The sequence below is a fragment of the Kitasatospora sp. NPDC101801 genome, assembly GCF_044766665.1.
GTDB lineage: Bacteria > Actinomycetota > Actinomycetes > Streptomycetales > Streptomycetaceae > Kitasatospora.
On sequence record NZ_JBIWML010000013.1, the window covers coordinates 124,975 to 139,030 of the forward strand.

16 protein-coding genes are annotated in these 14,056 nt (G+C 72.9%); 8 read left to right on the forward strand and 8 right to left on the reverse strand.

What is annotated here, in order from left to right; translation table 11 throughout:
* Positions 1-131: 131 nt before the first annotated feature.
* On the reverse strand, positions 132-1,832 hold the full coding sequence (locus tag ACIRPK_RS17765; protein ID WP_403039494.1) for an acyl-CoA dehydrogenase family protein: 1,701 nt from the start codon (positions 1,830-1,832) through the stop codon (positions 132-134).
* Positions 1,833-1,855: 23 nt separating this feature from the next.
* Positions 1,856-2,398 carry a PadR family transcriptional regulator gene (locus ACIRPK_RS17770; RefSeq protein ID WP_403039497.1) on the reverse strand — a complete coding sequence of 181 codons (543 nt, stop codon included), beginning with the start codon at positions 2,396-2,398 and terminating at the stop codon, positions 1,856-1,858.
* A 136-nt stretch (positions 2,399-2,534) separates the two neighbouring features.
* Between ACIRPK_RS17770 and ACIRPK_RS17775 the strand changes: the two genes are divergently transcribed.
* From ACIRPK_RS17775 to ACIRPK_RS17785, 3 genes are all read left to right on the forward strand, one after another.
* Positions 2,535-3,404, forward strand: a complete 870-nt coding sequence (locus tag ACIRPK_RS17775) for a hypothetical protein (protein ID WP_403039499.1) — start codon at positions 2,535-2,537, stop codon at positions 3,402-3,404.
* Between the two features lie 90 nt (positions 3,405-3,494).
* Positions 3,495-4,508, forward strand: coding sequence for a winged helix DNA-binding domain-containing protein (locus ACIRPK_RS17780; RefSeq protein ID WP_403039501.1), 1,014 nt, complete (start codon positions 3,495-3,497; stop codon positions 4,506-4,508).
* A 104-nt stretch (positions 4,509-4,612) separates the two neighbouring features.
* The gene (locus tag ACIRPK_RS17785) at positions 4,613-5,062 is read left to right on the forward strand and encodes an SPW repeat protein (protein ID WP_403039610.1); all 450 of its coding nucleotides are present in this window, start codon (positions 4,613-4,615) and stop codon (positions 5,060-5,062) included.
* A 68-nt stretch (positions 5,063-5,130) separates the two neighbouring features.
* Here the strand turns inward: ACIRPK_RS17785 and ACIRPK_RS17790 are convergent, their stop codons facing one another.
* The 5 genes from ACIRPK_RS17790 to ACIRPK_RS17810 all read right to left on the reverse strand — a co-directional run bounded on the left by ACIRPK_RS17790 (position 5,131) and on the right by ACIRPK_RS17810 (position 8,737).
* Complete coding sequence (locus ACIRPK_RS17790) at positions 5,131-6,516, reverse strand: class II fumarate hydratase (RefSeq protein WP_403039504.1); 1,386 nt, start codon at positions 6,514-6,516, stop codon at positions 5,131-5,133.
* A gap of 59 nt (positions 6,517-6,575) precedes the next feature.
* Positions 6,576-6,758, reverse strand: a complete 183-nt coding sequence (locus tag ACIRPK_RS17795; RefSeq protein WP_403039506.1) for a hypothetical protein — start codon at positions 6,756-6,758, stop codon at positions 6,576-6,578.
* 69 nt (positions 6,759-6,827) lie between these two features.
* Positions 6,828-7,328 carry a SigE family RNA polymerase sigma factor gene (locus ACIRPK_RS17800; protein WP_403039508.1) on the reverse strand — a complete coding sequence of 167 codons (501 nt, stop codon included), beginning with the start codon at positions 7,326-7,328 and terminating at the stop codon, positions 6,828-6,830.
* Positions 7,329-7,402: 74 nt separating this feature from the next.
* On the reverse strand, positions 7,403-8,254 hold the full coding sequence (locus ACIRPK_RS17805) for a hypothetical protein (protein WP_403039511.1): 852 nt from the start codon (positions 8,252-8,254) through the stop codon (positions 7,403-7,405).
* 129 nt (positions 8,255-8,383) lie between these two features.
* Positions 8,384-8,737: a DUF2809 domain-containing protein gene (locus ACIRPK_RS17810; RefSeq protein ID WP_403039514.1), complete on the reverse strand. Its 354-nt coding sequence runs from the start codon at positions 8,735-8,737 to the stop codon at positions 8,384-8,386.
* A gap of 166 nt (positions 8,738-8,903) precedes the next feature.
* Here ACIRPK_RS17810 and ACIRPK_RS17815 point away from each other — a divergent pair, with 166 nt between their 5' ends.
* From ACIRPK_RS17815 to ACIRPK_RS17830, 4 genes are all read left to right on the forward strand, one after another.
* Entirely contained in the window at positions 8,904-10,079 is a 1,176-nt protein-coding gene (locus tag ACIRPK_RS17815) for an acyl-CoA dehydrogenase family protein (protein WP_403039517.1), read from the forward strand.
* 111 nt (positions 10,080-10,190) lie between these two features.
* A complete protein-coding gene (locus tag ACIRPK_RS17820) occupies positions 10,191-10,538 on the forward strand; it encodes a hypothetical protein (protein ID WP_403039520.1) in 348 nt (115 codons plus the stop codon).
* A gap of 79 nt (positions 10,539-10,617) precedes the next feature.
* On the forward strand, positions 10,618-11,115 hold the full coding sequence (locus ACIRPK_RS17825) for a hypothetical protein (protein ID WP_403039523.1): 498 nt from the start codon (positions 10,618-10,620) through the stop codon (positions 11,113-11,115).
* Positions 11,116-11,190: 75 nt separating this feature from the next.
* Entirely contained in the window at positions 11,191-12,474 is a 1,284-nt protein-coding gene (locus ACIRPK_RS17830; protein ID WP_403039526.1) for a multidrug effflux MFS transporter, read from the forward strand.
* 7 nt (positions 12,475-12,481) lie between these two features.
* Here ACIRPK_RS17830 and yidD read toward each other — a convergent pair whose 3' ends face one another.
* Positions 12,482-12,994 (reverse strand): membrane protein insertion efficiency factor YidD, encoded by a 513-nt coding sequence (gene yidD, locus ACIRPK_RS17835; RefSeq protein WP_403039529.1) that lies wholly within the window; start codon positions 12,992-12,994, stop codon positions 12,482-12,484.
* Positions 12,995-13,418: 424 nt separating this feature from the next.
* On the opposite strand from yidD, the gene ACIRPK_RS17840 reads away from it, so the two are divergent.
* Positions 13,419-13,988, forward strand: coding sequence for a transglycosylase SLT domain-containing protein (locus ACIRPK_RS17840; protein ID WP_403039532.1), 570 nt, complete (start codon positions 13,419-13,421; stop codon positions 13,986-13,988).
* Positions 13,989-14,056 lie beyond the last annotated feature (68 nt).

The following is a 14,056-nucleotide window of genomic DNA, read 5'->3' on the forward strand; positions in this document are numbered from 1 at the left end:
GCCCCCCCCCCCCCCCCCCCCCCCCCCCCCCCCGCCCCCCCCCCCCCCCCCCCCCCCGCCCCCCACCCCCCCCCCCCCCCGGGGGGGGCGGGCCCCCCCCCCCCCCCGGCGCCCCCCCCCCCCGACGTGTCTCACGGCCGCATCTCGTACGCGCCGGAGAGCGCCTCGACCCGGGCCCACAGCTTCGCGGTGCGCTCGGCGTCCGCCACCGGGCGGCGGACCTGGGCGAGCGCCCAGGCGGCCTGCGGCTCGCTGGTGGAGGTCTTGCCGTGCAGCTCGGTGGCGTGCGCGGAGAAGTCCCGGACCAGGAAGTCGAAGATGCCGTCCAGTAGGTCGGGCTCGGTGCCGGTCAACTCGGCCTGCTCCAGCACCAGGTGGCCGTAGACCACCAGCGCGAACAGCTGGCCGATCTCCAGCAGGAAGTCCAGGTCCTGCTGCTGCTCGGCGGTCGGCGCGTGCTCCAGCAGCAGCGCGCACAGGCCGTCCGCCTGCTCGCGGAACCGGGCCACGTTCGGCAGGTGGGCGTGCGCGTCGTACGCCGTCCGCCAGTCGTGGAAGCGGATCGCGCCCAGGCCCCGGGCCGGGCCCTGCCGGAACAGGAACTCGTCGTCCGAGGCGTCCAGCCGGGTCGGCACCGGTGCGTACTCGGTGGGCGCGAACAGGTAGTTGGCCATGAACTTGAGGATCAGGGCCAGGTTGACGTGCACCGTGCCCTCCAGCTTCGGCAGGCCCCGGATGTCCTTGGCGGCCTTGTCGAAGTAGGTGTCCGCCTCGAAGCCCTTGGCCGCGATGACGTCCCACATCAGGTCGATGACCTTCTCGCCCTCGGTGGTGACCTTCATCTTGGTCATCGGGTTGAAGAGCAGGTAGCGGCGGTCCTCCGGGGAGGCGCTGCGGAAGTAGTCCACCGCCCGGTCGCTGAACAGCTTCATCGCCACCAGGCGGGTGTACGCGTCGGTCAACTCCCGCCGCACGTGCGGGAAGTCGGTCACCTTGCGGCCGTACAGCACCCGGTTGTGGGCGTGCGTGACGGCCTCGTACATCGCGTGCTCGCAGATGCCGACCGAGGCGGTGCAGAGGTTGAACTTGCCGACGTTCACGGTGTTCAGCGCGGCGTCGAAGGCGGCCTTGCCGGTGTGCAGCACGTCCTCGGCCCGGACGGGGTAGTCCTCCAGCCGGAACTCGCTGACGTACATCTGCGCGTTCACCACGTTCTTGACCAGGTGGTACGCCTCGTGGCGGCTGTCCACCGCGAAGAAGACGTAGCCCTCCGGGCCCTCGACGTCGGAGCGGCGGCCGAAGACCGAGACCAGGCCGGCCACGTTGCCGTTGCCGATGTAGTACTTCGGGCCGGTGGCGGTGAAGCCCCCGTCGGCGGTCGGGGTGAGGATCATGTCGGTGGAGTAGATGTCCGCGCCGTGGCTGCGCTCGGACAGCCCGAAGGCCATCACGTGACCCTCCGTCAGCAGCTTCGCGGCGCGGGCCCGGACGGCCTCGTTCCCGCTCTGCCAGACCGGGCCGAGACCCAGGATGGTGACCTGCCAGGTGTACCAGTAGCCGAGGCCGTAGAAGCCCAGGATCTCGTTCAGCTCGGCGATCCGCGCGGTGTCCCAGCGCTTCTCGGGGTCGGCGGAGGAGGGCGTCAGGAACTCGGCGAACAGCCCCTCCTTCGCGGCGAACTCGAGGAAGTCCCCGTACCAGGCGCGGTCGATGTAGCTGTCGATCAGCGCCTGCTTGCCGCGCGACTCGAACCAGTCCACGGTGGCGCGGAGCAGCCGGCGGGTGGTGTCGTCGAACTGCTTCGGGTCGTAGGTGCTCGGGTTGAAGAGCATGTGGCTTCCTGAGGGGGTGAGGGTCAGTGGGCGAGGCGGTGCAGGGTGCTCAGTACGTCGTCGAGCCAGGCGATGGTCATCCGCTCGTACTCGATGCCGCCGCGCAGCACCACGTGCTGGAGCTGCTGCTGCGGGTCGAGCTCGGTGCCGGGCGGGAAGTCGCGCAGTTCGCCGGTGCGGTAGCGCTCCAGCAGGGCGGCGTGGCCGTCCCGGTGGCGGGTCACCTCGGAGACCAGGGCGGCGGGGTCGTCGAAGGCGGCGGCCCGGATCTTGACGGCCAGCTCGTGCCGGACGGTCTCCGGCTCGACCGGCTCGCGCAGCCAGTCGGAGAGCACCGAGCGCCCGTCCCCGGCCACCGCGTACACCTTCTTGTCCGGCCGGCCGTCCTGGGCGACCTCCTGGGCGGCGATCCAGCCGTCCGCCTCCATCCGCCGCAGCACCCGGTAGATCTGCTGGTGGGTGGCGGTCCAGAACCGTCCGATCGAACGGTCGAACCGCCGCGCCAGCTCGTACCCGGAGCCGGGCTGCTCCAGCAGTGAGACGAGGATCGCGTGCTCCAGTGCCATGCTCGCCATCCTGCTATGCAACGAGTTTCATAGGCAACGGCGGCGCACCGGGTTGAGACGCGGATCACCCCTGTGACCGCCGGCGACCGCGGTGCCCGTGGCTGTCGGTGACAGTCCGCCCTGGTTGAATCAGCGGATGAGTGAGACCTCCGTCGACCTCGGGGTCGTCACCGCGCCGTCCGGGGTGCTCGTCCTGGGTATGGCCGGCTGGATCGATCACTGGTCCGAGCTCGGCGACCCGTTGTCCGTGCGGGCACTGGCCGCCGCGACGCACGGTGGCGGTCATCTGCACGAGCCCGCGGACGGCCCGAGCCGGAACTGGTCCTGCGAGGCGGTCGCGGTGCCGGCCGCTGCCGACCGGTCGCTGAAGGTGCGCGCCGAGACAGCGGAGTCGTACGACGGGCCGGTGATGTCGGTCCTGGAAATCGACCTCGGCCTGCCCTGGCCGGGCGACCCCGGCGGAGCGCCGATCCGGCTCGGTGACCTGCCGGTCGACCGGTGCGGCATGGTCCTCGGGGACGCCCGCGCCCTCGACTCGTTCGTCGGGCTGCCGGGCGAGTCGATCAACGGACTCGCCGACGTCAGGTACTGGGGGAAGGACGAGGAGGACGCCCACGCCCACTTCGGCGGCGAACGGACACCCCAGTACGGTGGGCAGGGCCCTTACGGGCGGCTCGACCTCCCGCTGGCCGAAGCTCACGCGTTCGCCGGCCGGCTGCAGAGCTGGCTTTCGGAAGGGCCCCGCATCGGGCTGATGGTCTCCGTGGATGCGCACACCCACTTCCACCTGCTGGAGCGGGCCGGCCTGACCCACCCCCTGCTCGCCGGCCATATCGAGATCGACGGATGCCAGGTCCTGGGGCTGGGCTGGGACCCGGGCGACCACTCCATGCGCCACCGCGGCGAACGAGCCTGGAACCAGGTCTACGCGGTCACTCTGGAACAGCGCGGCAACACCACCCTGCTGCGTTGGACCATCCCCGCAGAAGCACAAGAACCCGAGTAGAGCGGCACCGACAATGCGCTCCGCCCTCCCGCCGCACCCGCACCGGTACGGAATCCGCGGCCACGGTTTTCTGCTCCCGACGATCAGTCAATGGCGGAGCAGAATAGCCTGGTGACCGACGACGACCAGCTGCTGCGGTGGCGGATGCACAGTCAGTTTGCCGACCGGCCAGCCACGGTGGCCGAGATCGCCGCCCGGGCCCCCGGCATCCAGGCGCAGGACGCCGGGGCGGCCCGGCTCGGCCTGCGGGCGCGCGGGCTGGCCGAGCCGGCGGCGGTGCAGCGGGCGTACCTGGACAGCGAGGTGGTGAGCAGCTGGCTGATGCGCGGCACCCTGCACCTGCTGCCGACCGATCAGCTCCAGCCGCTGCTGGCCCTGTTCGGGGCGCGGAACATCGCGGCGGGGGCCCGCAGGCGGCGGGAGCTCGGGCTGACCGAGGAGGTGCTCGGCCGGGCGCTGGCCGTGCTGCCGGAGGTGCTCACCGAGCCGCTGTCCCGGGCCGAGCTGGTGGCCCGGCTGAACCACCGGGGCGTGGGCGTCGAGCCGACCGGGCAGGCCCCGGCGCACCTGATGGCGTACGCGGCCGGGCTCGGCCTGCTCTGCCGGGGTGCGGAGCTGACCCCACGTGAGCCGGGGTACCGGCTGGTGCCGGCCGGGGCGGAGGCCGACCCGGAGCAGGCGGCGGCCGAGCTGGCCGCCCGGTACGTGGCCGCCTTCGGGCCGGCCGGGCCGGCGGACTTCGCGGCCTGGTCCGGGCTGACCCAGGCGGTCGGCCGCCGGGCCTTCGCCGGACTGCCCGAGGTCGGGGACGGCCTGTTCGCGGTCGGCGAGCCGCCGGGGGAGGGGGAGCCGTTGGTGCGGCTGCTCGGTGGTTTCGACAACTACCTGCTCGGCTACCGCGACCGGGGGCTGATGCTGGATCAGCGGTACGCGAAGCGGATCAACGCGGGTGGCGGGCTGGTCCGGCCCGCGCTGGTGGTGGACGGGCGGGTGCTCGGCAGCTGGCGCCGGGACGGCGGCCGGGTGGTGGTCGAGCCGTTCGAGGCGGTGCCCGAGGAGCTGTGGGCGGCGGAGGCGGCCGCCGTCGAGTCCTTCTGGGGGTAAATCCGGACAAACTGTTATTTCTGCCGCAGACTGGGTAGTGAGCATGCGCGTGCCAAGTGCCGACTGAGGAGGTGGTCCTGGTGTCAACCCAGCTTCCGATGAGCATGGAGCACCATCCGGACATCCTGGAGATGCGTGAGCAGTACGAGCGGGTGGTGTCGACTCCCCGGGCGCAGGCGGTCGAGGCACTGGCCATGCTGTCGGGTCTGTTCCTGGCGGTCTCGCCCTGGGTGGTCGGGTTCTCCGGCTTCTCCGGGCTGACGGTCAGCAACCTGATCCTCGGCCTGGCCTTCACGGTCCTGATGGCGGGCTACGGATCGGCGTACGAGCGCACCCACGCGCGCGCCTGGGCCGCCACCCTGATCGGTGCCTGGACGATCCTGGCGCCCTGGGTGGTCGCCGGTACGGACGCGATCCGGCGGACCATCCTCACCAATGTGATCACCGGCGGGCTGATGGTCTGCCTGGGCATGGCGGCCGTCGGGATGGCGGCGGGCCTGGCCGGGCGGGGCATGCGCCGGGGCGGATCCGGCGGCATGGCCGCCGGGGGCTGAGTATCTGCGCGGGTGGCGCGGACCGGGAGGTCCGCGCCACCGGTGCGTCCGGTCCCCCTCTCGGGGGGTCAGGGGTGCGTCATCCGCAGTACGTCCAGCGCCTCGTCGAGCTGGGCCGCCGTCAGCTTCCCGGCCGCGACGTAGCCACGCTCCTCGACCACCTGACGGATCGTCCTGCGCTCGGCGACCGCCTGCTTGGCCACCTTGGCGGCCTCCTCGTAGCCGATGTACCGGTTGAGCGGGGTGACCACCGAGGGGGAGGACTCGGCGAACTCGCGGGCCCGCTCGACGTTGGCGGTCAGGCCGTCCACCGTGCGGTCGGCCAGCAGCCGGGCGCTGTTGCCGAGCAGTCGCACCGACTCCAGCACGTTGCGGGCGATCACCGGCAGCATCACGTTCAGCTCGAAGTTGCCGCCCGCCCCGGCCACCGTGACGGTGGTGTCGTTGCCGATCACCTGGGCGGCCACCATCAGCACCACCTCGGGCAGCACCGGGTTCACCTTGCCGGGCATGATCGAGGAACCGGGCTGCAGGTCGGGCAGGTTGAGCTCGCCCAGGCCGGTGCGCGGGCCCGAGCCCATCCAGCGCAGATCGTTCGCGATCTTGGTGAAGCCGACCGCGACGGTGCGCAGCTGACCGCTCAGCTCGACCAGGCCGTCCCGGGCGCCCTGCGCCTCGAAGTGGTCCCTGGCCTCGGTCAGCGGCAGCCCGGTGGTCCGGGCCACCTCGGCGATCACGGCGGCCGAGAAGCCGGGCGGGGTGTTGATCCCGGTGCCCACCGCCGTGCCGCCGAGCGGCAGTTCGGCCACCCGGGGCAGCGTGGCGCGCAGCCGCTCGACCCCGTACCTGACCTGTGCCGCGTAGCCGCCGAACTCCTGGCCGAGGGTGACCGGGGTGGCGTCCATCAGGTGCGTCCGCCCGGACTTCACCACCTCGGCGAACTCGGCCGACTTCCGCTCCAGCGCCGCCGCCAGGTGTTCCAGGGCGGGGATCAGCTCACCCGTCACGGCGGCGGTGGCCGCGATGTGGATCGAGGACGGGAAGACGTCGTTGGAGGACTGGCTCGCGTTCACCTGGTCGTTCGGGTGCACCGGCCGGCCCAGCCGCTCGGCGGCCAGGGTGGCGATCACCTCGTTGGCGTTCATGTTGGACGAGGTGCCCGACCCGGTCTGGAACACGTCCACCGGGAACTGCTCGTCCCACCGCCCCTCGGCCACCTCCTCGGCGGCCGCCGCGATCGCCGCCGCGGTCTCCGCGTCCAGCACGCCCAGCTCGGCGTTCACCCGGGCCGCGGCCGCCTTGATCCGGGCCAGCGCCGCGATGTGCGCCCGCTCCAGCCGCTGGCCCGAGACCGGGAAGTTCTGCACCGCCCGCTGGGTCTGCGCCTGCCACTTGGCGGCTGCGGGCACCCGCACCTCGCCCATCGAGTCGTGCTCGATCCGGTACTCCTGCATGACCTTGCACCTCCTGCCTCTGCCAGCCGCGCGGACGCCCCGGGTATTTCCGGTGGCTCCTACCGACCGAGCAGAGTGGCGAAGTCGTAGCCCACGTCCGCGAGGGTCAGCACGCTGCCCAGGTCGCTGATGGCGCCCACGGGGATGCTGTGCCCGTCGGCGGACGGAACGGCCTGGGCGGGAGCGACGGCGGCCACCAGCAGCAGAGCGGCGGTGGCGGCGGTTCGGAGCACGGTACGCATGACCGGCCCAACACCCGGGGCAGGTCCGGGGTCACGGCTGTGGAGGCAATGTCACACGTGCTGCCCAGCTCAGCCGAACAGCGCCTCGCGGTCCGAGCCCAGGTGGGTGCGCAGCACGGCCAGTGCGCGCATGCTCTGCGACTTCACCACGGCGGTGCTCACCCCGAGGATCTCGGCGGTCTGCTCCACGCTCTGGTCGTCCCAGTAGCGCAGCAGCACGATGGCCCGGTCGCGCTTGGGCAGCAGCGCCAGGGCGTTCAGCAGGGTGAGCCGGTCGGCCGTCGGGTCGCTCGGGTCCGGCCGGTCCGGCAGCTGGTCCACCGTCAGTTCGCCACTGCTGCGCAGCCGCTTGTGGTCGAGCAGGGTGTTCAGCAGCACCTTGCGGGCGTAGCTGAACGGGTCGGCGCTCTGGCGGGCTAGCCGGTTCCAGACCAGGTACATCTTGGTGAGGGTGCCCTGGGTCAGATCCTGGGCGAGGTGCCAGTCCCGGCACATCAGATAGGCGGTCTGTCGCAGGCGGGTGACGTTGGCCTCGGCGAAGGCTGTGAACTCGGCTTCGGTGCGCACCATCGGGCTCCGGTCTCGGTGGGGGTCAAGGGGAGCGCCGCGGCCCCGGAAACGGGGCCGCGGCGGTCGGTGGTGTGTTACTGCGGCTGGGGCAGTTCCGGGTACTTCGCGTTGGCGGCCGCGACGAAGGCGGACGGCATGGAGGTGCTGATCAGCGGGCTGCTGGCCAGCGCGACGGCCTGCTCCTGCGTCAGGGCCGGGACCGCGGGCGGGTTCTGACCGTTCGTCCAGTTCAGGCAGCTGGAGATGTCGATCGCGACCCCAAGGTTCTGGGGGCGGTGCACGGTGACCCGGGTGGCCTGGATGCAGTTGGTCGGGTTGGTCTCGACCTCGACCACGTCACCCGCGGGTGAGGTGGAGCAGACTGTGGTGATGCGGCCCTGGGTGCCGGCCAGGCAGGCGGGCTCCTCGGGATCGGACTGGAAGGCCCCGACGCTGATCCGGCCGACGCCGGCCGACGTGTTCACGTAGGCGAAGACCGCGGGGTAGCCGATGCCGTCGACGATCGGGTACTTCGCCTGATTGGCCCGGAAGGTGTCGGCGGTCAGCCCGGCCGGCAGTGACTTCACCACGGCGTCGAGCAGGCTCGCCGCCGTGACCGGGACCAGCGGGTCGGCCTGCGCCGCCGGGGTCGCCGGGGCGGACGGCGAGGCGGCGACCGAGGCCGGCGCCGCAGCGGGCCCGATCGCCGGGCCGGCCACGGTCGACTGCGCCGGGCCGGTGCCCAGCGACCCGACCAGCACCGCCAGTGCGGCCACGGCGGTCACCGATCCGAAGGCCGCACCGGCGGCGCGCAGACGCCGCTTCCGACGGCCGCCCTTGGCGGCCAGGCCGACCAGGTCACCCAGCGCCGGGGCGGTCAGGGCGGCCAGTTCGGTGTCGAGCGCGTGGTGGAACTCGTTGGGTCGGAACCCGTCTTCTTCGTTCATTTCGGTTGCTGTCCCTTGGTGGTGCCAACCGCACGCCGGCCATGCGGGCCCGCGCTGCGCGGGCTCTACCCACCAGACGGGTCGGCCCCGGGTTTTGGTCGCAGCCTCCGACGAGCAATTGACGCCGCTTCACCCCGGCCCGGTTCCCGCCTGCCGGAGCCGACGGTGGATCAGCAGGCAGACCGCCGCCCCCGCGGCGTACCAGAGCAGGTCGGGCGGGTTGAAGGTGGAGCCGAGCACGATCCGCAGCGCCGGGGGGATCCGGGTGAGCTGGAGGAACTCGACCGCGAAGCTCACCCCGAGCGCGAGCCCGGCCACGGCGACGGGCCTGGTCCGGGGAGCGGCGAGCAGCACCAGCAGGTACACCATGGCGGTGTAGAGCGCGTCCCGGAGGGCGTCGCCCACCGGCCCGCCGACCACGGCGCGCACGCCGAGCCCGGCGGCGACGGTGCCCGCGATGAGCAGCAGAATCCGGAAACGCAAAGCCCCACCCCCGTGCGGCCAGAGCTTCTGAGCGCGTTCAAAAGACTAGCAACCCTGACCCGCCGTCCCGTCGGGTGTGGTCGGCGTCTCGCGCCTTGCCATGTCCCTGGTGCCTGGATGGTGCGCGATACTCGTGCCACTCTCACCCCGCCCCGAGGAGCGCGACATGGCACGCACCAGCCCCGACCCGGCCGACCTGCTCGCGGTGGGCGAGCTGCTCACCGACGAGGAGCGCCTGATCCGGGACACCGTACGGAAGTTCGCGGACGAGAGGATCCGCCCGTACGTGGGGGACTGGTTCGACCGGGGGGTCTTCCCGGCGAAGGAGCTGGCGCCCGAGCTGGGGAAGCTCGGGGTGCTGGGGATGCACCTGGAGGGCTACGGCTGCGCCGGGTCGACCGCCGTCGAGTACGGGGTCGCGTGCATGGAGCTGGAGGCGGCCGACTCCGGGCTGCGCAGCTTCGTCTCGGTGCAGGGCTCGCTCGCCATGCGGTCGATCCACGCCTTCGGTTCGGAGGAGCAGAAGCTGCGCTGGCTCCCGGAGTTGGCGGCCGGCCGGGCGATCGGCTGCTTCGGGCTGACCGAGCCGGACTTCGGCTCCGACCCCGCCAACATGCGCACCCGGGCCCGCCGCAAGGGCACCGACTGGGTGCTGTCCGGCACCAAGATGTGGATCACCAACGGGTCGATCTCGGACGTCGCGGTGATCTGGGCGCAGACCGACGAGGGCCTGCGCGGCTTCCTGGTCGAGCGCGGCACCCCCGGCTTCTCCGCCACCGACGTGCACGGCAAGCTCTCGCTGCGCGCCTCGGTCACCAGCGAACTGGTGCTGGACGAGGTGGTGCTGCCGGCCGACGCGGTGCTGCCCGGGGTGCGCGGCCTGCGCGGCCCGCTCTCCTCGCTGGGCGAGGCCAGGTACGGCATCCTCTGGGGCACCGTCGGCGCGGCCCGGGACTGCTACACCACCGCGCTGGAGTACGCGAAGACCCGGATCCAGTTCGAACGCCCCATCGCCGCCTTCCAGCTGACGCAGCAGAAGCTGGTCGAGATGATGCTGGAGGTGGAGAAGGCGTACCTGGTCGCCCACCGGATCGGCCGCCTCAAGGACGCCGGGCAGTGCGGCCCGGCCCACATCAGCTTCGGCAAGCTCAACAACGTCCGCACCGCGATCGAGGTGGCCCGCAGCGCCCGTACCGTCCTGGGCGCCAACGGCATCACGGTCGAGTACCCGGTGCTCCGGCACGCCAACAACCTGGAGTCGGTGCTCACCTACGAGGGCACCTCCGAGATCCACACCCTGGTGCTGGGCGAGGCCATCACCGGCGAGTCCGCCTACCGCTGACCGGCACAAACCCGTTGGGCGGCCGGGGGACCGGCCACTACGGTGGGCCCTTCGCCGAGCGGCGGCCACCGGCTGCCGACCGCCGGCCTCGACCGGAGGGGGAGCAGGACCATGACCGCGACCACCACCCTGTGGCGCCCCACCGGCCCCGAGGAGCTCGCGCTGGTCGAGGCCGCCGCCTGGCGCGCCTGGCCGCCCCGGCTGCCGGACCAGCCGATCTTCTACCCCGTGCTGAACGAGGACTACGCGGTCCGGATCGCCCGGGACTGGAACGTGCCCGCCTCCGGCGTCGGCTACGTGACCCGGTTCGAGGTGGAGACCGACTTCCTGACCCGGTACCCCGTCCGGCAGGCCGGCGGCCGGACCATCCTGGAGCTCTGGGTCCCGGCCGAGGAGCTGGCCGAGTTCAACCAGCACATCGTGGGCCTGATCGAGGTGGTCCGGGAGTTCCGTCCGTAGCGGCCGCCGTCAGACCAGGGGTGGAGGCCGAAGCGGTACTTCGTGCCGACTGCGGCTGCCGCACCCTCCGCAAGGATGGGTGGAGCGGGTCGGAGTCGAGGGCGAGGGGTGCGGCATGGGTGTCGCGGGCAAGGTGGCGGTCGGTGCGCTGACGGGTGCGGCGGTGGTGGCAGCCGGTGCGCTGGTGGTGCTGCCGAAGGCGCAGGACTGGTTCGAGGACCGGCACCAGCAGAGGTCGCACTACGCCTCGGGGGCGGCCGCCAAGCAGGACCTGAGCTCGGTGCCGCGCTGGCTGCCGGACGGGGCGACCAAGGTCGCGTACCTGATGTCGACCACCGGCGGGGACCGGCTGATCAGCGCCACCCTGCCGGACGGCAAGCTGCCGGCGGAGTGCCGGAGGGCGAGCCCGGAGGGCACGGTGCGGCTCCGCGCGGCCTGGTTCCCGAACGACGCGGTGGCCCGGGCGGACGCCCGCTGCGGGCTGTACAACGTGGCGGTGATCGGGGACCGGCTGTACGGCTGGCAGGACGACGTGGTGGTGATCGCGGCCCGCAAGGCCGGTACGACCACGGAGTAGCGGTGGGGGCCGGGTTCCTCGGACGGGGGCGGCTGCGGTAGGACTGGGGCACCCGACCAGCACCCGAGGAGCCCCATGACAGGCCCGACCGCCGAGACCGCCGGCGCGACACCCGCCCGGATCACTGCCGAGCAACCGGCCGGGCAGGCGGGTGAGGAGGCGGCCGACGGTCCCGCGCCGGGGCGGGCCGCCGTGGTGGTGCTGGGCAGCCTGGTCGCGCTCGGACCGCTCACCACCGACCTCTACCTGCCGGCGATCCCGGCGCTCACCGGTGACCTCGGTTCGACCGCGCCCGCCGCCCAGCTGACCCTGACCGGCTCGCTGCTCGGGCTGGCGATCGGTCAGCTGGTGTTCGGTCCGATGAGCGACCGGCTCGGCCGCCGTCGGCCGCTGCTGGCCGGGTTGGTGCTCTACACGCTGTCCACGCTGATCTGTGCGTTCGCCGGGTCGATGCCGGTGCTGGTGGGCGGGCGTTTCCTGCAGGGCCTCTCGGGCGCGGCCGGGCTGGTGATCGCCCGGGCGATCGCCCGGGACCGGTTCGGCGGCGTGGCGATGGTCCGCTTCATGGCCTCGCTCGGGCTGATCAGCGGGCTGGCCCCGATCTTCGCCCCGGCGGTCGGCGCCCAGCTGCTCAGGTTCACCGACTGGCGGGGCTCGTTCCTGGCCCTGGTGCTGTTCGGCGCGGTGCTCACCGCCTGGGTGCTGCTCGGGCTGGGCGAGTCGCTGCCGCCGGAGCGGCGGCACGGGGGCGGCTTCCGCACCACGCTGCGGGCGATCGGCGGGCTGCTCCGGGACCGGCGGTTCACCGGCTACGTGCTGACCAGCGCGTTCAGCTTCGGGGCGCTGTTCGCGTACGTGGGCGGGTCCTCGGTGGTGCTGCAGAGCGAGTATCAGATCACCCCGCAGACCTACAGCCTGATCTTCGCGGTCAACTCCCTTGCCGTGGTGGGGTTCAGCCAGCTGAACGGTCGGGTGCTGGTTCAGCGGATGCCGATGAACCGGCTGATGCCGATCGGGCTGGCCGCCGCGCTGGTGGCCGGCCTGGCGCTGGTCCTGTTCAGCACGGTCTGGCACCTCGGCCTGGCCGGGGTGTGGCCCGCGCTCTTCCTGCTGATGGCCGGGATGGGTCTGGTGCTGCCGAACTCCTCGGCCCAGGCGCTCACCATGGCCCCGCACGCGGCGGGGTCCGCCTCGGCGCTGATCGGTGTCAGCACCTTCGCCTGCGGCGCGCTGGTGGCTCCGCTCAGCAGCCTCGGCGGCCGGCCCTCGGTCCTGCTGCTCGGCATCGTGGTCGCGGCCTGCGGGGCGGTCGCGCTGCTCACCTTCGCGCTGCTCTGCCGCCCCTGGGCGAAGAACTGACGGCCGGTCAGCGCCCCGGCACCGGGTCGCTGCCACCCCGGGTGCCCGGTCGGCAGCGCAGCAGCCGGCCTGCGGCGAGCCGGGCGCCGTGGGCCGCGCCGTGCCGGTGCAGCGCCTGCACGGCGTAGGTGGAGCAGGACGGGGTGTACGGGCAGCAGGCCCGCCGGGCCGGGCTGATCCGGGCGCGGTAGTGGTGGACGGCGCCGTACAGCGCGGCCGCCGTCCGCCCGGCGGGCACCGGTGCGGCCGGATCCGCCCCGGCCCGCCGCCCGCCCACGGCGAACCGGACGGCCGAGGTCAGCACCACCGGGATCAGCGCGATCAGACAGGGGTCGCCGCAGCCGTCGCCCAGGCAGTCGCAGACGTCGCAGTCGTTCTTCGACCGCTGCGCCTTCCAGCGGTTGTACGCCCGGCGGCGCTCCCGCCTGGCCCGGCGCTCCTGCTCGGGCAGCCACCACCAGGAGCGGCGCCACTCGCGCGGCGGCGGCGGGTCCGCGGGACGGCCGAGGTGCGGTTGCATGGTGTCTCCCCCCGAAGGCAGCCGGCCCGGGCACCGGCAGCGGTAGCGTACCGGTGGCGGAGCGTACCGGCGGAGGTGAGCCCGGCCACAGTGGTTTCGAAGGTGCGGGGCGGCGGTGTGGGCGGGTTCCTCGGTGTTCAGGCGACTGGGGGTCGAAGGTGAAGGCGGGACTACGACCCGGCGTCGTAGTCGGTGCCCTTGTGGGCCGGTAGGGGACGCGTTAACACTGGTGGAGTCGCAAGGCGCTCCCGCCTGTCGCACCGGCCACCACTCGGTCGGACCGGTCCGGGGGAGCGCGCCGCCAGGCGCCCGCAGCAGCAGGGGCGCTCACGGCCGGTGGTGCGGCTGCCCCAGGTCACGGCGCTCAGCCGACCGGGCAGCGGTGCGCCCCGAGCCGGTCCACACGATGGAGGTCGTCCTCTTCATGCGTAGTTCCCTCCTTGCCGTGATGCGCCGCCGCACCACCCTCGTGGTGGCCTCCGCCGGTCTGGCGACCGCCTGCGCCGCCTCGGCGGTCGCGGTGGCGCTGCCCGAGGAGAACGCCGTCGCCGCCCCGGTCGCGGTCTCCGCGAGCACCCCGGCCCCGGCTGCCACGCAGCCCGAGGCGGCCCCGGCCCCGGCCGAGCAGCCGAAGCAGGAGAACCCGGCCGTGGCCTCCCGCTCCGAGCAGCGCTCCGAGCTCTCCGCCGCCACCGTCGGCACCAGCCCGAGCGCGGTCAAGGAGCTGGCCCGGAGCATCGTCCCGGCCGGTCAGTACGCCGCGTTCAGCAACATCATCAGCCACGAGAGCGGCTGGAACATCAAGGCCACCAACGCCTCCTCCGGCGCGTACGGGCTGGCCCAGGCGCTGCCCGGCGGCAAGATGGCCTCGGCCGGTGCCGACTGGCGCACCAACCCGGCCACCCAGATCAGCTGGGCGCTCGGCTACATGAACGAGCGCTACGGCAGCCCGAACGCCGCCTGGTCGTTCTGGCAGACCCACCACTGGTACTGAGCAGCCCCCAGGGCCACAGCACGGCCGCGGCCCGCACCCGGAGAACCGGATGCGGGCCGCGGCCGCCG